We start from the raw sequence: 17008 nt of genomic DNA on the forward strand, positions 1-17008 counted from the left end.
CGGGTTTCGCGACCACCTGCCGGGCGTCGGACGGGTGGCTGACGAACCTATTAGTCGGTGCCGTCCCCCGGTTCGCACAATGAACGACATCCTTTCGGATCTGGAAGAAGTCACCGTCGAGTTCGACGAGGAGATCATCGACGCGCTGGACGAGAAGGCCTTCCAGGATCACCGGGACAACCGTGAGGCCGCGATTCGAGAACTCCTGGATCAGTGGTTGAAAGAGCGCGAGGAGTGAACCGGCCGTTCCATTCGGCTGCAACCGGAACCCGCCAGGATCTTAGGACTCGCCCGAGAACATCGCGCCATGAGCGAACTTCTCGTCACGGGTGGGCAGGTCCTCCGTCCCGACATGACGGTCGAACGCGCGGACGTGCTGGTCGATCAGGACGCGGGCACCATTGAGGCCGTCGGCGACCCCGGCAGTGGCGACGACGAACTCGATGCCGAAGGCGGGCTCGTCATTCCCGGACTGGTCAACGCCCACACTCACGTCGCGATGACCCTGCTGCGGGGCTTGGCCGACGACAAGCCGCTGGATGCCTGGCTTCGGGAGGACATCTGGCCGGTCGAAGCAGCGCTACGGGCCGAGGATGTCCGTGCCGGGACGGAACTCGGGCTGGTCGAGATGATCAAATCCGGGACGACGACCTTCGCGGACATGTACTTCTTCATGCCGGAGGTCGTCGGTGCTGTCGAGGCGGCCGGGCTGGGGGCCGTCCTCGGCTACGGGTCGATCACCGTCGGCAACGACGACGCCGACGCCCGACAGGAGATGGCGGACGGGCTTGCTTTCGCCCGCGAATACGACGGCGCGGCTGACGGCCGCATTCGGACGGCGTTCATGCCCCATTCGCTGACGACAGTCGGCGAGGAGTACTATCGGGAGTTCGTCCCGCAGGCACGCGATGCCGAACTGCCGATCCACCTCCACGCCAACGAGACGGACGACGAAGTCGAACCGATCCTCGACAAACATGGCGAGCGCCCCCTCGTATACGCCGACGATCTCGGCTTGCTGGCCCCCGAAGATTTCCTGGCCCACGGGGTGCATCTCGATGAACGCGAAATCGAGCTACTGGCCGAGCGTGGGACCGGCGTCGTCCACTGTCCGGCCTCGAACATGAAACTCGCCAGTGGGATGGCCCCCGTCCAGGACATGCTTGAGGCGGACGTCACCGTCGGCCTCGGGACCGACGGCGCGGCCTCGAACAACGATCTGGACATGTTCGACGAGATGCGGGACGCGGCGATGCTCGGCAAACTCGCCGCGAGCGATGCGAGTGCCGTCGACGCACACTCCGTGGTTCGGATGGCGACGACGCACGGCGCGGAACTGCTCGGGTTCGATTCCGGACGCATCGAACCCGGCGCGAACGCCGATCTCGCGGTCCTCGACCTCGAATCGCCGCATCTCACACCGGCCCACGACCTCGTTTCACACCTGGCCTACGCCGCGCGTGGCTCGGACGTTCGCCACACGGTTGCTGACGGCCAGGTCCTCATGCGCGACCGAGAGGTGACCGTTTTCGACGAGGAGCGAGTCCGCACCGTGGCGGCCGATCGCGCCGAGGCGCTGATCGACCGTGCGACCTGATCGTCGTCGCCCGGGTGACCACTCCATCATTGAATACTCGGAAGGCGAGCAAGAATAGAACGCTGTAAAACTATTTTAAACAGTATAAACGATTCAGAGGCCGCTATTTCGATCGGCAAACACTCCCGAACGGAGTGAACGGCTCTCGGGGTATATCTTCCCGAAGCCCGGAGTATCGAGTGTAATGAATCAGAAGCTAATCGCCGTCGCCCTGGCCGCGCTGATGGTCGTCTCGGTGGCTGCTCCCGCGGTGGCTGCCGATGGCGGCCTCGCGGTCTCGGCGACACAGGCCGGTAACGACGCGGACGTGACTATCTCGGTGACTGACAACGGGACAGCCGTTCCGAACGCGACCGTGGACGTGACCGTCGCCGCGAACGATGACGCCGACGACGATCTGAACGAGACGGCGAAAGCTGAGGACGAAGAGATGGAGGACGAGGAGACGGAGGACGAGGAAATGGAGGAAGAGGAGACGGAGGACGAGGAGACTGAGGAAGAAGAGACGGAGGAAGAGGAGACAGAAAAAACCGAGGAGACTGAGGAGGAAGAAGAGGACCAAGCGGACGGCACGTACGCGGGCAGTGGGACGTACACGACTGACGCAAACGGTACCGTGGTTCTCGCGGCCCCCGAAACGTCGGTGACTGTCGAGGTTACCGCGACAGTCGAGAACCGGACCGCGACGACGACCGCCGAACTCGAACCGGCAGACGCCGAGGATGGGGACGCCTTCGGCCTCCAAGTGAGTGCGTTCGTCCAGGAGATGCTCGCTGACGGCGGCGCTGGCCCCGGCTTCGGGCAGGCCGTCGCCGACTTCGTGACGGAGAACAACCCCGGTAACGACAACCGCCCCGACCACGCCGGGCCGCCCGGCGACGCTGGACCACCCGCTGACGCCGGTCCCGGAATGAACGACGACGGCAACGAGACCGAGGACGACCGACGGGGTCCGCCCGAACACGCCGGTCCGGACGGCAACCAGACTGACGACCGCGGCCCGTCCCAGGCTGGCGATCAGGACCAGGATCGTGACGCGACCGACGCAGACGACAGCGACGCTGAAGAAGAGAGCGAAGAGGATGATGCCGAGAACCAGGACCGTCGCGGCCCGCCCGCACACGCCGGTCCCGGACGATAACGCCACCTGAAACCGAACCCGCGTCGCTGGCTCGTGGGACGTTGATTCCGTTCCTTTTGATTTCGATCGAACGTGTAACCCCCGGTCTTTGACTTGCGGGGGCGGGTTCGGCCGCCGCTTCGGTAGCGTTTTCCCGCCGTGCGCCGATAGCTCGACCATGAGTCAACCGATCAGCGAGCGGGTCGACGATCCCGCCGCAATGGAGGAGTCGGGTCGCCGGAAGATCGACTGGGCGCGCGAGCACATGCCGATCATGGCCGCGCTGCGCGAGGAGTTCGAACGCGAACAACCCCTGTCGGGCGAGACGATCGGGATGGCAATGCACGTCGAGGCGACGACGGCCGTCCTGACGGAAGCGCTGGCCGCCGGCGGGGCCGAGGTCGCCATCACCGGCTGCAATCCCCTCTCGACGCACGACGACGTAAGCGTCGCTCTGGACGCCCACGACGCGATCACCTCCTACGCCGAGCGCGGCGTCGAGGACGACGCCTACTACGGCGCGATTGACGCCGTCCTCTCCCACGAGCCGACGATCACGATCGACGACGGCGCGGACCTGGTCTTTCGCGTCCACGAGGAGTATCCCGAACTCATCGACTCGATCGTCGGCGGCTGTGAGGAGACGACAACCGGCGTCCACCGCCTGCGGTCGATGGACGACGACGACGCCCTGGAGTACCCGATGTTCGCCGTCAACGACACCCCGATGAAGCGGCTGTTCGACAACGTCCACGGGACGGGCGAGGCCAGCCTGGTCTCGATCGAACTCACGACCAACCTCTCGATCGCGGGCAAGACGGTCGTCGTCGGCGGGTTCGGCCAGTGTGGTAAGGGCGTCGCGATGAAGGCCCGCGGGATGAACGCCGACGTCGTCGTCACCGAGGTCGAACCCCGGGCGGCGCTGGAAGCCCACATGGAAGGGTTTCGCGTCATGCCGATGGTCGAGGCCGCGAGCGAGGGCGACCTGTTCGTGACGACGACGGGCAACCGCGACGTGATCACGCGCGAGGACTTCGAGGAGATGAAAGACGGGGCAGTGCTGGCCAACGCCGGGCACTTCGACGTCGAGATCGACCTGGAGACCCTCGAAGACATGGCCGAAGAGGTCTTCGAGGCAAGAGACGGCGTCCGGGCGTACGAGCTTTCGGACGGTCGCCAGGTGAACGTCCTCGCCGAGGGACGGCTCGTCAACCTCGCCTCGCCGGTCGCGGAGGGTCACCCCGTCGAAGTCATGGACCAGAGCTTCGCGATCCAGGCCGTTTCGGCCCGCGAGATGGTCGAGAACGGCGAGGAGTACGGGGCCGGCGTCCACAACGTCCCCGACGAACTTGACAAGGAAGTCGCCGAGATCAAACTCGACGCCGAGGGCGTCGAGATCGACGAACTGACGCCCGAACAGCGCGAGTACATGGACTCCTGGCAACACGGGACGTGAGTGGACAGGTGTGTCGCCTGTACTGAGACGGTTTGACGGCCTCGTTTTCTGCTCCAAGTGCGGCGATGGCGTTCCGGTACGGTCGTCCACAGCGTCGTGAGCGCTTCCCGGGACTGTTCGCCAATATGACTCTCTCATGTCGGTTCTCGCCTCGCCTTTATATACTGGAACGGGCCCAGCCGAAGGCATGTCACGAAGGGCAGATGTTGCGGAGGGAACAGGGCAGAAACGATCGGGCAGACTCACGTTCGTCAGCGCCGTCACCGGATTCTACGCGATCCTGGCGTTGTTGAGTGGACTGGCAGTGATCACGCTCAACGACTTCGCCGGTGACTTCCTCCCGCCGGGGCTCGGCGGTATTATGGTCGTGCTCGCACTCGTCGCGGTTCTCTTTGGGGTCCTTTTTGTGGCTGTCGCCTACGGCGTGTGGCACTGCACAAGTTGGGGCCGTAGCTTAGGGTTTGCTGTGCACGTCCCGCCGGTAGTCGGATCGATCCCGCTCCTCGTTGGCGGTCTTCTTTGGGTGGTGCCGTCTCTCGTCCTGTCGGGGTCGGCGCTGTACTTTCTCTACGACGAGCGCGCTGCGTTTCAGTGACCGGGCCGGCAGCGAACGCCGCTATCGCGTTTCGCCCCAGTCTGCGAACGCTTCGAGTGCGCGCCCCCGGTGGGAGTACGCGTTCTTCTCGTCGGGTTCCATTTCGGCGAACGTCCGGCCGTCGTACTCGAAGATCGGGTCGTAGCCGAACCCGCCCTCGCCCCGCGGGGCGACGATCGTCCCCTCGACGCGCCCTTCGAAGATCGCGACGGGTGGATCGCCGTCCCGGACGGTCGGCGCATCTTCGAGAGCTGATCCGTCACAGTAGGCGATCAGCGACCGGAACGCGGCGGCGTGGTCCTCTTCGGGTTCGGTGAGGTGCCAGACGCGGTCGATCCCGAGCGTGTCCTCGACGTACGCGGAGTAGGGGCCGGGAAAGCCATCGAGTGCGTCGACGAACAGCCCCGAGTCCTCGACCATGACGGGCTCGCCGACTTCCTGGTAGGCTTCCCGTGCCCCGTGAGCGGCGATCGTCCCGAGGTCGTGGCTCTGGATTTCGGTGTAGTCATAGGAAAACTGGGTCACGTCGGCCGAAAGGGCCGCCCGAGCCTCCCGAACTTTCCCGTCGTTACCGGTCACGAACCGGAGCATAGCCGGGGTGACGCGTCCCGTTCAAAAAGGGTCGTCGGTCCTCCGGTGGCTCGGGCCGTCACGAATGTCGTCGGGACCTCACTCCACCATGACTTCGACCGGTTCGCTGTCCTCGTCCTCGCCGTCCGCGTCTGCGCTGCTCTCCTCGCCGGACTGTTGTTGGTACAGCAGCAGGCCGGCGATGCCCAGGACGACCCACGACCGCCAGTTCGCGAGGTTGAGCGTGTACCCGATCCCGAACGGTTTCTTCGTCAGCATACCCTCACCGGGTTGCCAGTACGACGAGAGGAGTCGCTTCATGCTCGGCCGCTCGAAGTTGTACGGGATGCCGAAGATCTCGCCCGTCTGTGGCTTCTCGGACATATATCTCCGTACGACTGGACCCGTTAAGACGTTTGTCCTGGCTCGTCGCGTAGAACGGCGGCTCGGCAGGGTTCTTAAGTCAGTGGGACAACAACCCGCATCTATGCGACGATTCCGGATCGGTAGTGCGTTCGGCATTCCGATACAGCTGGACCTCACCTTCCTACTGGTGCTTCCACTTTTCGCCTGGCTCATCGGTGCCCAGGTCGGCCAGTCGGCCGAACTCATGAACGACGTCTGGGGGGCGGGCATCGACGGCGCGGCGCTTTCTACCGGGCAGCTTCCCTGGATACTCGGCGTCACAGCGGCGCTCGGGCTGTTCGCCGGCGTCGTCCTCCACGAACTCGGCCATTCGGTGGTGGCGATGCGGTATGGCTTTCCGATCTCCTCGATCACCCTCTGGCTGTTCGGCGGGATCGCCCAACTCGAGGAGATGCCCGAAGACTGGAAACCGGAGCTGTTCATCGCGATCGCCGGGCCGGCCGTCAGCGTCGCGCTGGCGGGACTCTCCTACGCGGGATTTTTGCTCGTCCCGACAGGTGATGCCGTCGGCGTTGCGTCCGTGAAGTTCCTGCTCGGGTACCTCGCGTTGATGAACCTCGCGCTGGCGATCTTCAACATGCTCCCGGGGTTCCCGATGGATGGCGGTCGGGTCCTCCGGGCACTGTTGGCCCGCAACCGCCCCTTCGCGCAGGCGACCCAGATCGCCGCCGAGGTCGGGAAACTGTTCGCGCTCCTGCTCGGCCTGTTCGGCCTGTTCGGCCTGTTCGGTGGCGGCGGGCTGTTCCTGGTCGCGATAGCCTTTTTCATCTACATCGGCGCGTCCAGCGAGGCCCAGATGACGACCATGAAGGCCGCCTTCGAGGGCGTGACCGTCCGGGACGTGATGACGCCAGCCGATCGCGTCCAGACAGTCGACCCCGAGCTATCCGTCGCGGAGTTGATGGAGCTGATGTTCCGGGAACGCCACACCGGCTTCCCTGTCGTCGATGACACCCGGATCATCGGGCTGGTCACGCTGGAGGATGCTCGCGCGGTCCGGGAAGTCGAACGCGAGGCGTTCCGGACCGAGGAAGTGATGACGACGGATCTACAGACGATCCACCCCGATGAGAACGCAATGACGGCCATGACCCGGATGCAGGAGCACAACATCGGCCGGCTGATCGTCATGGAGGACGACGAGTTCGTCGGGTTGCTGACTCGATCCGATCTGATGACGGCGCTTTCGATCATCAAAGAGAGCGGGCGCGACACCGCACCGAGCGGGCGGGCGCTCAACGGTGGCGTCCCGACGACAATGTCGCATGACGAACGGACGGGTCAGGACGACCGCCGTTTCGAGGACTGAGGCGGCGTAAGCCCGGACCTGAGCTGGCTCACACGGGGAGTGAGATGCTACTGGCCGGCTCACCGCGTCGCGCATCGCGAACGGTAAGTCGCGTCACCGTCCAGGTGATCGGGTCGATCGACCGCTCGACGAGCCGGGTGATCCGCTCGTCGTCGCCACCCCGGGCGATCGTCACGTGTGGGCTGTATTCGTCACCTTCCAGCCCCTCGACCGGCGAGAACAGGTCGACGAGTCGCTCGTGCAGCCGGCGGAGTTCGGCGCTTTCGACAGTCAGGTAAATGACGGGTGCGGGCCCGTTCGTCGGGTCGGCGAAGTAATCGATCCCGGTCACCTGTGCTTCGAAAGGGGGCTGGCCGGTCAGATATTCGCGAACCTGGGCCTGGATGCGCGGGACCGACCGGTCCTGCCCGAGTCGCTTCAAAACCAGCGTGTGCTCGCCGCGCGTTCGCTCCTGGGCCCGTGGCACCTCGTGGGCCAACTCACTCGCCAGCCGCGCGACCGACGAGGGGACCGGGACGTTCAGGCTGTACACGTCTCTACTGCAGGTTCGATGGGAAATAAGCGACTCGATCGATCAGATCCGGTCGAGCAACCACAGCACGATCAGGACGACGATAATCAGCCCCAGCAGCGGTCGGAACGGACCGAGGAGCCATGCGATCCCATCGATGACCATTCCGACGATTTCGAGGACGATCAGGACGACTACCAGCAGGAGGACGATCTTCAGCAGGTCTTCGACATCGAGGCTCATGTCGATCACTTCACAGGCGAGCCAAATAGGCGTTGTGGCGGATCGCCGGATTGACGGACAGCGTCCCGGTGAATGCCCTCGTCAGCCACTCACATGCCGGCCTCAACCCGGAAGATATTAGTAGCGCTTGCCGGATATTCCGGGGTACATGACGCCGATCCGCCGCTCCGACACGCGCTCGTCCCGGACCGGCGGGTCCGTCTCCCTTCTCCGACGCCGACGACCGGGCCGTTAGGCCCGAATACATTCACTCCCAGACCGGTTTCGCATCGTTTTATCGCCGCCCACCGTCGGGTTCCGGGGCGGTTATCTCTCACCCGACAGTCACCACACCCATGACACAACAGGACGGAAACGGCACGGTCGCGCTCGCCTTCTCCGGCGGGCTCGACACCACAGTCTGCGTACCGCTGCTCAAGGAAGAATACGGCTATGACGACGTCATCGGCGTCACGGTCGACGTGGGCCAGCCCGACTACGAGTTCGACGAGGCCGAGGAGACGGCCGAGGCCCTCGGACTGGACCACTACGTCGTCGACGCCCGCGAGGCGTTCGCCGACCTCTGCCTGCAGGCCGTCGAGGCCAACGCCGACTACCAGGGCTACCCGCTCGGGACCGCTCTCGCACGGCCGGTCATCGCCGAGGGGATCGCCGATGTCGCCAGAGAACAGGGCTGTAGCGCGCTCGCTCACGGCTGTACCGGGAAGGGCAACGACCAGTTGCGCTTCGAGGCCGTCTGGCGTGACACCGACATGGACGTCATCGCGCCGATCCGCGAACTCGGCCTGACTCGGGAGTGGGAGAACGAGTACGCCGAGGAGAAGGGCCTGCCCGTCGAAGGCGGGGCTGGCGGCCGCTACTCCATCGACACGAACCTCTGGAGTCGCTCGATCGAGGGGTCGGAACTCGAAGACCCGGCGACGATCCCCGAGGACGACATTTACCTCTGGACCGAGAATCCCTCCGGCAAGGAGGCCGAACTCGTCGAGATCACCTTCGAGGACGGCACCGCTGTCGCTGTCGATGGCGAGGAACTGGGCTCGGTCGAGTTGATCGAAGCGCTCAACGAACGCGCCGGTGCCCACGGGATCGGCCGCACGGACATGATGGAAGACCGGATGCTCGGCCTGAAGGTTCGGGAGAACTACGAGCATCCCGCCGCGACGGTCCTGCTCACGGCCCACGAAGCCCTGGAAGGACTCGTCCTCACCGCCGAGGAGCGCCAGTTCAAGACCACGATCGATCAGCGCTGGTCCGAGAAGGCCTACGAGGGACTGATCGACGCGCCGCTGATGGATGCCCTCGAAGGGTTCATCGACGAAACGCAGACCCGCGTCACCGGGACGGTGACCGTCAAACTCGAAGGTGGCCACACCAGAGCCGTCTCGCGTGAATCCGACTACGCCGTCTACAGCGAGTCGGCGGCCTCCTTCAACGAGGAGGACGTGACCGGCGGGATCACGCAGGACGACGCCACGGGCGTCGCAAAGTATCACGGGTTCCAGTCGCGCCTGGCCAAGCGCGTGACCGAATCGCTTGACGAGGAGTGAGCCATGAGCGAGGAACCCACGGCGAACGGCGACGAAGACGGCGGTGAGGACGGCAGCGAGGGCGTCGTCCGCCGGGACCGTTTCAGCGGCGGCCCCGCTCGGGGGTTCCTCTCGTCGCTTTCGGCCGACGAGCGTATCTTCGCCGCCGATCTCGCGGTCGATCGCGCCCACGTCGTGATGCTCGCCGAGCAGGGGATCGTCGAGGCCGACACCGCCGGCGAAATCCTGGCTGCCCTCGAGGAGATCGAGGATGCCGGCCACGACGCCTTGCCGGATGGCGAAGACGTCCACGAGGCCATCGAGACGGCCGTCATCGAGCGCGTCGGTCCCGACGGCGGTCGGATGCACACCGCCCGCTCGCGCAACGACGAGGTGGCGACCTGCATTCGCTACCGCCTGCGCGAGGACCTCCTTGCGGCCATCGAGGCGACTCTGGAGGCTCGCGGCGCGCTGATCGAGACCGCCGAGGCCGAGCGCGAGACGACCATGCCGGGGTTCACGCACCTCCAGCCGGCCCAGCCGACGACCGTCGCCCACTGGGCGCTGTCCTACGAGCGCGCGCTGGCCCGCGAGACGGCTCGCCTGTTCGATGCCTACGAACGCACGAATCTCTCGCCGCTCGGCGCGGCCGCATTCGCGGGCACCCCCTTCGACATCGACCGCGAGCGGACGGCCGACCTGCTGGGCTTCGAGGGCACGATGGCCAACGCGATGGACGCCGTCTCCGCGCGGGATTTCCTCGTCGAATCGACGGCAGCGCTGGCGACCCTGGCGACGACGCTGTCGGGACTCGCGGAGGATGTCGTGATCTACGCGAAGTCGGGCTACGTCGAGGTGGACGACGCCTACGCCTCGACGTCCTCGATCATGCCACAGAAGAAAAACCCCGACACGCTCGAACTCGTCCGCGCTCGCGCAGGCGATGCTTCGGCGGGCCTCAACGGCCTGCTGACGACGCTGAAAGGACTGCCACGGGCGTACAATCGCGACCTGCAGCGCGCCGGCGGCCACGCCTGGCGGGCGATCGACGGCGTGAGCGAGGCGACCGAAGTCGCCGCTGGTGCGATCGCCACCGCCGACTGGAACGAGAATGCACTCGCCGACGCAGCAGGCGAGGGCTTCTCGACGGCGACGGGCGTCGCCGACGCGCTGGCGATGGCGGGCCTTCCGTTCCGGACGGCCCACGAGGTCGTCGCGAGCGCGGCCGAAACCGCCGGCGACGAGACGGACTTCGAGGCACTCGACGCCGCGGCGCGCGAGACGCTCGGCGAGTCACTGACTGCGTTCGTCGACCGCGAGACGATCGAGGCCGCACTCGATCCCGTCGAGAGCGTCGCCAGTCGCGACTCGGCAGGGGGGCCGGCCCCAGAAGCCGTCGCCGAGGGGATCGGCGTCGCCCGGGACGACCAGGCGGCCGACAGCGACGCACTGGCCGAGCGCCGGACGACACTCGAGGAAGCGGCGGCGGCGCTACAGGTGGAGGTGGAGACGTATGTCTGAGACGACCACGCAGAACACACATCACATGACCACAAGACCGGACACCGAATCGTTCCACCCGTCGATCGAAGACGGGCCGACAACGGAGCGTGATGCCCAATGAACGTCGGACTGCTGTACTCCCGGATCCGCCAGGACGAGAAGCTGCTCCTCTCGGAACTCCGCGAGCGCGACCACGAGGTGACGAAAATAGACGTGCGCAAGCAGCGCTTCGGGCTCGAGGAACCGCCCGAGGACTTCGAAGACGTCGACATCGTGCTCGATCGCTGCCTGGCGACCAGCCGCAGCCTCTACGCGACGGAGTTTCTGGACGCCTACGACATTCCCGTCGTCAACAGCCACGGGACGGCCGAGACCTGCGCCGACAAGGTGACCAACAGCCTCGCGCTGAAGGGGGCCGGCGTCCCGACCCCCAAAACGGAGGTCGCCTTCACGAAGGACACCGCCCTGGAAATCATCGAGGACTTCGGCTATCCCTGCGTGCTCAAGCCCGTCATCGGGTCGTGGGGTCGCCTGATGGCCAAGATCGACACCCGCGACGCCGCCGAGGCCATCCTCGAACACAAGGCGACGCTGGGGCACTACGAGCACAAGGTCTTCTACGTCCAGGAGTTCGTCGAGAAGCCGGGCCGTGACATTCGCGTCCTGGCGACCGACGGTGAGCCGATCGCGGCGATGGTCCGCTCCTCGGACCACTGGCTGACCAACGCCGCCCAGGGGGCCGAGACCGACGTCTTCGAACTGGATGACCGCGCCCGCGAACTCGTCGCCGAGGCCAGCGAGGCCGTCGGCGGCGGCCTCCTCGGGATCGACCTGATGGAAACGGGTGTAGATGACGAGACCGGAGAATCCACCGGCTACACCGTCCACGAGGTCAACCATACCGTCGAATTCAAGGCCCTGAACGACGCCGTCGAGACGGATGTCCCCGGCCAGGTCATCGATTGGCTGGAGACGAAAGCGGAGGTGAGTGAGTGATGGCCACGAGTGACGGCGACCTGACCGCTTCCGTCGTCGGCGCGAGCGGGTTCACCGGCGGCGAACTCCTGCGGTTGCTCGCCGGGCACCCCGACTTCGAGATCGCCCAGGCCACGAGTCGCTCGAAGGAAAACAAGACGATCGGCCACGTCCACCCGAACCTCCGCGAACTGGACCTCCGGTTCAGTTCGCCAGAGGACCTGGAGTCGGTGGACGTGCTGTTCGCGGCGACGCCCCACGGCGTCTCGATGGACCACATCGACGCGTTTCAGGACGCTGCCGACACGGTTGTCGACCTCTCGGCGGACTTCCGCCTGGATTCGGAAGCGCAGTACGACGAGTGGTACGACGGCCATAGCCGGCCGGAACTACTGGCCGACGCCGAGTATGCCCTTCCGGAACTCAACCGCGAAAACCTGGCCGGCGCGGATCTGATCGCCTCGGGCGGCTGTAACGCCACGGCGACGATTCTGGGGCTGCTCCCGCTGTTCGAGAACGACGTGCTCACCGGCGACGAGCAGATCGTCGTCGACGTGAAGGTCGGCTCGTCGGAAGGTGGCGCGGGCGGCGGCGAAGCCTCGAGCCATCCCGAGCGCTCGGGCGTCGTCCGGCCGTACGCCCCGACGGGTCATCGCCACGAGGCCGAGATCGAGCAGTTCCTCGGCGTCGACGTCTCGTTTACCGTCCACGCTGTCGAGATGATCCGCGGCGCGAGCGCCACGATCCACGCCTTCCCCGAGGAACCGGTTTCGAAGGGCGACCTCTGGGGGGCCTACCGCGGCTCGTACGAGGACGAGCCGTTCGTCCGGATGGTCGCCGGCGGCGGTGGCGTCTATCGCTACCCCGAACCGAAGGCCGTTGCGGGCTCGAACTACGCCGAGGTCGGCTTCGAGTTGGACCCCGGAAACAAGCGCCTGGTCGTCTTCTCGGCCATCGACAACATGATGAAGGGCTCGGCGGGCCAGGCCGTCCACGCGGCCAACATCGCGCTCGGCTTAGAGGAGACCGCCGGGCTGGAGTTCGCGGGGATGCACCCGGTGGGATCGCCATGACGGTCGTCGTCAAGGTCGGCGGCGCTCGTGCGGTCGATCCCGAAGGGGCGCTGGCGGACGTGGCCCAGCTGGTTGCGGACGGCGAGGACGTCGTGGTCGTCCACGGCGGCTCGACGAAAGTGGACGACACGCTCGAACGCATGGGGATCGAACCGGAGTACGTCGAGACGCCATCGGGCGTCGTCGGGCGGTTCACCGACGAGGAAACCATGGAGGTCTTCGAGATGGCCTTCGGGCACCTCAACACGCAACTCGTCGCGGGCTTACAGAGCCAGGGCGTCGACGCCGTCGGACTCAGCGGCGTCGACGGGAAACTCCTCGCGGGACCCCGCAAGTCGGCGGTGCGCGTCATGGAGGACGGCAAACGCAAGATCAAGCGCGGCGACCACTCGGGGTCCATCAAGAAGGTCAACGACGAGCTGCTGTATACGTTGTTAGACGATGGATACACACCGGTTGCCGGACCGCCGATGGCTGGAAAAGACGATGACGAGTGGATTCCAGTGAACACGGACGCCGACCGTTCGGCGGCCGCGATCGCGGGGGCACTCGATGCGACACTCGTCCTGCTGACGGACGTCGAGGGCGTCTACGCGGATCCCGACGACCCGGAAACGCTGATCGAGACTGTGGAGACGGGCGATGACTGGAACGACCTGCAGGACGCTGCCGAGGGCTTCATGGAGCGCAAGATCATGGCCGCTGAGGAAGCACTTGCGGACGGTGCACCCGAAGTCGTCGTCGCCGATGCCAACGTCGACGAACCGATCAGTGGTGCCCTCGAAGGTAGTGGGACGCACGTCCACCAGACAGCGATAGAAACGGAGGAACACACATGAGCGGATTCGTATTTTCCGAAAAACCGATACAGATAGAGAACGGCGATGGCGCGGTTGTCTACGACGACGCAGGGACGGAGTACCTGGACATGGGCGCGAGTTACGCCTGTGTCCCGCTGGGGCACAGCCACGCGGCCGTCGATACGGCCGTCAAAGACCAGGTTGACGACCTGACATACGTCCAGGCGTCCTATCCGGTCGAGACGCGGACGGAACTCTATGATACACTCGCGGTCGCCGCGCCGGGCGATATCGACAACGTCTGGCTGTGCAATTCGGGGACGGAGGCCAACGAGGCGGCGCTGAAGTTCGCTCGGAGCGCAACCGGCGATTCGAAGATCGTCGCCACGATGCAGGGCTTTCACGGCCGGACGATGGGCGCGCTGGCGACCACCTGGAAGGACAAGTACAAGAAGCCCTACGAGCCGCTAATCGGCGACGTGGAGTTCGTCCCTTATGACGACAGCGAGGCCCTCGCCGAGGCCGTCGACGACGAGACGGCGGCCGTCATCATGGAGCCCATCCAGGGTGAGGGTGGGATCAACCCGGCGTCTGACGAGTATCTGGCAGCCGCTCGTGAGATCACCGAGGAAGCCGGCGCGGCGCTGATCTTCGACGAGGTCCAGACCGGCATGGGCCGGACGGGAACGCTGTGGGCTTGCGAGAAGGCCGGCGTCGTGCCGGACATGCTCACGACGGCGAAGGGCCTCGCCAACGGCTTCCCGATGGGTGCGACGCTCTGTCGGGACTGGATCGCCGAGGACTACGGCAGCCACGCCTCGACGTTCTCCGGCGGGCCGGTCGTTTCGGCTGCAGCCGAGGCGACGGTCTCGACGCTCGTCGAGGAAGAGATCCCCCAGCACGCCGCCGACGTGGGCGAGTACCTTCGTGGGCAACTCGAAGACGAGTTGGGCGAGGCGGCTCGGGAGGTTCGCGGCGAGGGGCTGATGATCGGCGTCGAGATCAAGCGCGGGGCCAACCGGGTGCTCAAGGATCTCGCGTTGAACCACCAGGTGCTGGCGCTACCGGCCGGTCGGACCGTGGTGCGCCTGCTCCCGCCGCTGATCGTCGAGGAGGCACAGGCCGACGCGGTCGTCGACGCGCTCGCGGAGGCGATCGACTGATGAGCGCGACGCGTGTTCCGACGGCCGACGTCTCGACCGAGGATGCCCGCGAGTTGCTGATCGACCTCGTCGAGATCCCGTCGGTCTCGGGCGATGTCGAGGACGCCGCCGCGGAGCTGGCGGCCTTCTTCGATGCCCACGACCGCGAAGTCTGGATCGACGACGTGGGCAACGTCCGTGCCCCCGCAGATGACGGTGTGCTCCTCACGTCCCACATCGACACCGTCCCGGGCGATATTCCGGTCCGTCTGGAGGAGAACGACGACGGCGAGACGGTCCTCTGGGGTCGGGGGAGCGTCGACGCGAAGGGGTCGCTGGCGGCGATGGCGGCCGTGGCGGTCCGGACCGGTGCGAGCTTCGCCGGCGTCGTCGGCGAGGAAGTCGACTCGACCGGCGGCCGCTATCTGGTCGAGGATCGGGAGAGCGAACCCGACGCCGTCATCAACGGCGAGCCGTCGGGCTGGGACGGGATCACGCTAGGCTACCGTGGCCTGCTCGGCGGCACCTACGTCGCTACGAGCGAATCGGGCCACTCCTCGCGGCCCGATAACAACGCCATCGAGGACGCCATCGACTGGTGGAACCGCGTCGAGGCGGAGTTCGCTAAGGACGAGTGGCACCCGGTCTTCGAACGGGTGACGTGCAAGCCGGTCGACATCGACGGCGGGGTCAGTTCGGATGGGCTCTCGGTCGAGACGACGATGCGCGTCCAGCTTCGGGTGCCCCCGGAGTACACCACCGACGAGATCCGCGAGCTGGCCGACGGCCACCTCGATCGCGGGACCGTCAACTGGGACGACTGGGTCGAGCCGGTGATGACCAGCCCCCGGACGGGGGTCGCGCGCGCCTTTCGCGCGGCGATCCGCGAGGAGGGTGGCGATCCGCGCCTCCTGCGCAAGACCGGCACCGCGGACATGAACATCTACGCCGACGCCTGGGACGTCGAGATCGTCTCGTACGGTCCCGGCGACTCGGACCTGGACCACGCCCCGGACGAGCACCTGCCGCTGGCCGAATTCGACCGCTCGGTAGCGGTACTGGACGACGTGACCACGAGCCTCTTGGAGGAGCCATGACACGCAACGTACTCGACGTCGACGACCTGACGAGCGAGGAACTGACGACCGTCCTCGATCGCGCCGCCACGATCAAGGCCGGCGAGGAGGCGGGCAACCCCCTCGAAGACGAGACGCTCGCGATGATCTTCGAGAAGCCCTCGACCCGGACCCGGGTCTCCTTCGAGACCGGGATGACCCAGCTTGGCGGCCACGCCATCTTCCTCGGGCCGGACGACATCCACCTCGGGGACAGCGAGCCGGTCAAGGACACCGCGCGAGCCGTCTCGCGGTACGCCGACGCGATCATGGCGCGGCTGTTCGACCACGCTGACGCCGAGGAACTGGCCGAGTACGCCACCGTGCCGGTGATCAACGGCCTGACCGACGATGCCCATCCCTGCCAGACGCTGGCGGACCTGCTGACGATCCGCCAGGAATTCGGTGGATTCGACGAGGTCCGAGTCGCCTGGGTCGGCGACGGCAACAACGTCGCCCAGTCGTTCGTCCTTGGCGCGGCGATGGTCGGCCTCGAGCTGACCGTCGCCACTCCGGAGGGCTACGGGATCGACGAGGAGGTTCTCGATCGTGCGGCCGAGTTGGGGACCGCCCCCGAGACGACGACGGACCCCGAGGCTGCGGTCGAAAACGCCGACGTGGTGTATACCGATGTCTTCGTCAGCATGGGCCAGGAGGACGAACGCGAGGAGAAACTCGCTGCCTTCGAGGGCTTTCAGGTCACGACCGAGTTGCTCGGCGATCGCACGTTGATGCACTGTCTGCCGGCCCACCGCGGCGAGGAGGTTACTGACGAGGTCATCGAGAGCGACAACGCGATCGTGTGGGAGCAGGCGGAGAACCGACTGCACGCACAGAACGGGTTGTTGGTGTGGCTGGCCGAGCGGTAGTACCGCGGGCGAAGCGAGACGCGACCGACGAGAGCGTCTCGGAACCGTGAGCGGTGTAACCGCGAACGGAGCGAGCGGCTTTTTGGTCCAGCTTTTTCGACGAGTGGTACCCGCAGCGAGCGAAGCGAGCGAGGACACCCGACGAGAAAAAAGGTGGTTGCCGGAGCAAGCTGAA

At 66.0% G+C, this 17008-nt stretch carries 18 protein-coding genes; 14 read left to right on the forward strand and 4 right to left on the reverse strand.

The window, feature by feature from the left end; translation table 11 throughout:
• The first annotated feature begins 79 nt into the window (after nucleotides 1-79).
• From HBNXHr_RS00555 to HBNXHr_RS00575, 5 genes are all read left to right on the forward strand, one after another.
• Complete coding sequence (locus HBNXHr_RS00555) at nucleotides 80-238, forward strand: ribbon-helix-helix protein, CopG family (protein ID WP_275738515.1); 159 nt, start codon at nucleotides 80-82, stop codon at nucleotides 236-238.
• 69 nt (nucleotides 239-307) lie between these two features.
• Nucleotides 308-1597, forward strand: coding sequence for an amidohydrolase (locus HBNXHr_RS00560; RefSeq protein WP_275882743.1), 1290 nt, complete (start codon nucleotides 308-310; stop codon nucleotides 1595-1597).
• A gap of 184 nt (nucleotides 1598-1781) precedes the next feature.
• A complete protein-coding gene (locus tag HBNXHr_RS00565) occupies nucleotides 1782-2738 on the forward strand; it encodes a surface glycoprotein (RefSeq protein ID WP_275882744.1) in 957 nt (318 codons plus the stop codon).
• Nucleotides 2739-2895: 157 nt separating this feature from the next.
• Nucleotides 2896-4173 (forward strand): adenosylhomocysteinase, encoded by a 1278-nt coding sequence (locus HBNXHr_RS00570; protein WP_275882745.1) that lies wholly within the window; start codon nucleotides 2896-2898, stop codon nucleotides 4171-4173.
• 187 nt (nucleotides 4174-4360) lie between these two features.
• Complete coding sequence (locus HBNXHr_RS00575; protein ID WP_275882746.1) at nucleotides 4361-4768, forward strand: hypothetical protein; 408 nt, start codon at nucleotides 4361-4363, stop codon at nucleotides 4766-4768.
• Between the two features lie 21 nt (nucleotides 4769-4789).
• Here HBNXHr_RS00575 and rdgB read toward each other — a convergent pair whose 3' ends face one another.
• Together rdgB and HBNXHr_RS00585 are read right to left on the reverse strand one after the other, a co-directional pair.
• Nucleotides 4790-5359: an RdgB/HAM1 family non-canonical purine NTP pyrophosphatase gene (gene rdgB, locus HBNXHr_RS00580; protein ID WP_275882747.1), complete on the reverse strand. Its 570-nt coding sequence runs from the start codon at nucleotides 5357-5359 to the stop codon at nucleotides 4790-4792.
• Nucleotides 5360-5437: 78 nt separating this feature from the next.
• Nucleotides 5438-5722: a DUF5808 domain-containing protein gene (locus HBNXHr_RS00585; protein WP_275738528.1), complete on the reverse strand. Its 285-nt coding sequence runs from the start codon at nucleotides 5720-5722 to the stop codon at nucleotides 5438-5440.
• Nucleotides 5723-5825: 103 nt separating this feature from the next.
• Between HBNXHr_RS00585 and HBNXHr_RS00590 the strand changes: the two genes are divergently transcribed.
• The gene (locus HBNXHr_RS00590) at nucleotides 5826-7073 is read left to right on the forward strand and encodes a CBS domain-containing protein (RefSeq protein WP_275882748.1); all 1248 of its coding nucleotides are present in this window, start codon (nucleotides 5826-5828) and stop codon (nucleotides 7071-7073) included.
• A gap of 28 nt (nucleotides 7074-7101) precedes the next feature.
• On the opposite strand, the gene HBNXHr_RS00595 is transcribed toward HBNXHr_RS00590, so the two are convergent.
• The gene (locus tag HBNXHr_RS00595) at nucleotides 7102-7605 is read right to left on the reverse strand and encodes a 2'-5' RNA ligase family protein (protein WP_275738532.1); all 504 of its coding nucleotides are present in this window, start codon (nucleotides 7603-7605) and stop codon (nucleotides 7102-7104) included.
• 42 nt (nucleotides 7606-7647) lie between these two features.
• Nucleotides 7648-7827, reverse strand: coding sequence for a hypothetical protein (locus HBNXHr_RS00600; protein ID WP_015789255.1), 180 nt, complete (start codon nucleotides 7825-7827; stop codon nucleotides 7648-7650).
• 335 nt (nucleotides 7828-8162) lie between these two features.
• Here HBNXHr_RS00600 and HBNXHr_RS00605 point away from each other — a divergent pair, with 335 nt between their 5' ends.
• From HBNXHr_RS00605 to argF, 8 genes are all read left to right on the forward strand, one after another.
• Nucleotides 8163-9377, forward strand: coding sequence for an argininosuccinate synthase (locus HBNXHr_RS00605; protein WP_275882749.1), 1215 nt, complete (start codon nucleotides 8163-8165; stop codon nucleotides 9375-9377).
• A gap of 3 nt (nucleotides 9378-9380) precedes the next feature.
• Nucleotides 9381-10877, forward strand: coding sequence for an argininosuccinate lyase (gene argH / locus HBNXHr_RS00610; RefSeq protein ID WP_275882750.1), 1497 nt, complete (start codon nucleotides 9381-9383; stop codon nucleotides 10875-10877).
• Nucleotides 10878-10976: 99 nt separating this feature from the next.
• Nucleotides 10977-11855 (forward strand): lysine biosynthesis protein LysX, encoded by an 879-nt coding sequence (gene lysX / locus HBNXHr_RS00615; protein WP_275882751.1) that lies wholly within the window; start codon nucleotides 10977-10979, stop codon nucleotides 11853-11855.
• On the forward strand, nucleotides 11855-12907 hold the full coding sequence (gene argC, locus HBNXHr_RS00620; protein WP_275738540.1) for an N-acetyl-gamma-glutamyl-phosphate reductase: 1053 nt from the start codon (nucleotides 11855-11857) through the stop codon (nucleotides 12905-12907). Before lysX ends, argC begins: the two co-directional genes overlap by 1 nt.
• Nucleotides 12904-13746: an acetylglutamate/acetylaminoadipate kinase gene (locus tag HBNXHr_RS00625; protein ID WP_275882752.1), complete on the forward strand. Its 843-nt coding sequence runs from the start codon at nucleotides 12904-12906 to the stop codon at nucleotides 13744-13746. The genes argC and HBNXHr_RS00625 overlap by 4 nt, the downstream gene beginning before the upstream one ends.
• Nucleotides 13743-14870 (forward strand): aspartate aminotransferase family protein, encoded by a 1128-nt coding sequence (locus HBNXHr_RS00630; RefSeq protein WP_275882753.1) that lies wholly within the window; start codon nucleotides 13743-13745, stop codon nucleotides 14868-14870. The genes HBNXHr_RS00625 and HBNXHr_RS00630 overlap by 4 nt, the downstream gene beginning before the upstream one ends.
• Nucleotides 14870-15946 (forward strand): [LysW]-lysine hydrolase, encoded by a 1077-nt coding sequence (locus HBNXHr_RS00635; protein ID WP_275882754.1) that lies wholly within the window; start codon nucleotides 14870-14872, stop codon nucleotides 15944-15946. The genes HBNXHr_RS00630 and HBNXHr_RS00635 overlap by 1 nt, the downstream gene beginning before the upstream one ends.
• Nucleotides 15943-16833, forward strand: coding sequence for an ornithine carbamoyltransferase (gene argF / locus HBNXHr_RS00640; protein WP_275882755.1), 891 nt, complete (start codon nucleotides 15943-15945; stop codon nucleotides 16831-16833). Before HBNXHr_RS00635 ends, argF begins: the two co-directional genes overlap by 4 nt.
• The last annotated feature ends 175 nt before the right edge of the window (nucleotides 16834-17008 follow it).

Origin of the sequence: Halorhabdus sp. BNX81, from assembly GCF_029229925.1 — an archaeon.
Lineage (GTDB): Archaea > Halobacteriota > Halobacteria > Halobacteriales > Haloarculaceae > Halorhabdus.

Bases quoted from the DNA above. Each gene is read 5' to 3' on its own strand.
- HBNXHr_RS00560 (WP_275882743.1), top strand. From the start codon at position 308: ATGAGCGAACTTCTCGTCACGGGTGGGCAGGTCCTCCGTCCCGACATG.
- HBNXHr_RS00590 (WP_275882748.1), top strand. From the start codon at position 5,826: ATGCGACGATTCCGGATCGGTAGTGCGTTCGGCATTCCGATACAGCTG.
- HBNXHr_RS00555 (WP_275738515.1), top strand. From the start codon at position 80: ATGAACGACATCCTTTCGGATCTGGAAGAAGTCACCGTCGAGTTCGAC.
- argF (WP_275882755.1), top strand. From the start codon at position 15,943: ATGACACGCAACGTACTCGACGTCGACGACCTGACGAGCGAGGAACTG.
- HBNXHr_RS00635 (WP_275882754.1), top strand. From the start codon at position 14,870: ATGAGCGCGACGCGTGTTCCGACGGCCGACGTCTCGACCGAGGATGCC.
- rdgB (WP_275882747.1), bottom strand. From the start codon at position 5,359: ATGCTCCGGTTCGTGACCGGTAACGACGGGAAAGTTCGGGAGGCTCGG.
- argC (WP_275738540.1), top strand. From the start codon at position 11,855: ATGGCCACGAGTGACGGCGACCTGACCGCTTCCGTCGTCGGCGCGAGC.
- argH (WP_275882750.1), top strand. From the start codon at position 9,381: ATGAGCGAGGAACCCACGGCGAACGGCGACGAAGACGGCGGTGAGGAC.
- lysX (WP_275882751.1), top strand. From the start codon at position 10,977: ATGAACGTCGGACTGCTGTACTCCCGGATCCGCCAGGACGAGAAGCTG.
- HBNXHr_RS00575 (WP_275882746.1), top strand. From the start codon at position 4,361: ATGTCACGAAGGGCAGATGTTGCGGAGGGAACAGGGCAGAAACGATCG.
- HBNXHr_RS00605 (WP_275882749.1), top strand. From the start codon at position 8,163: ATGACACAACAGGACGGAAACGGCACGGTCGCGCTCGCCTTCTCCGGC.
- HBNXHr_RS00600 (WP_015789255.1), bottom strand. From the start codon at position 7,827: ATGAGCCTCGATGTCGAAGACCTGCTGAAGATCGTCCTCCTGCTGGTA.
- HBNXHr_RS00630 (WP_275882753.1), top strand. From the start codon at position 13,743: ATGAGCGGATTCGTATTTTCCGAAAAACCGATACAGATAGAGAACGGC.
- HBNXHr_RS00625 (WP_275882752.1), top strand. From the start codon at position 12,904: ATGACGGTCGTCGTCAAGGTCGGCGGCGCTCGTGCGGTCGATCCCGAA.
- HBNXHr_RS00565 (WP_275882744.1), top strand. From the start codon at position 1,782: ATGAATCAGAAGCTAATCGCCGTCGCCCTGGCCGCGCTGATGGTCGTC.
- HBNXHr_RS00585 (WP_275738528.1), bottom strand. From the start codon at position 5,722: ATGTCCGAGAAGCCACAGACGGGCGAGATCTTCGGCATCCCGTACAAC.
- HBNXHr_RS00570 (WP_275882745.1), top strand. From the start codon at position 2,896: ATGAGTCAACCGATCAGCGAGCGGGTCGACGATCCCGCCGCAATGGAG.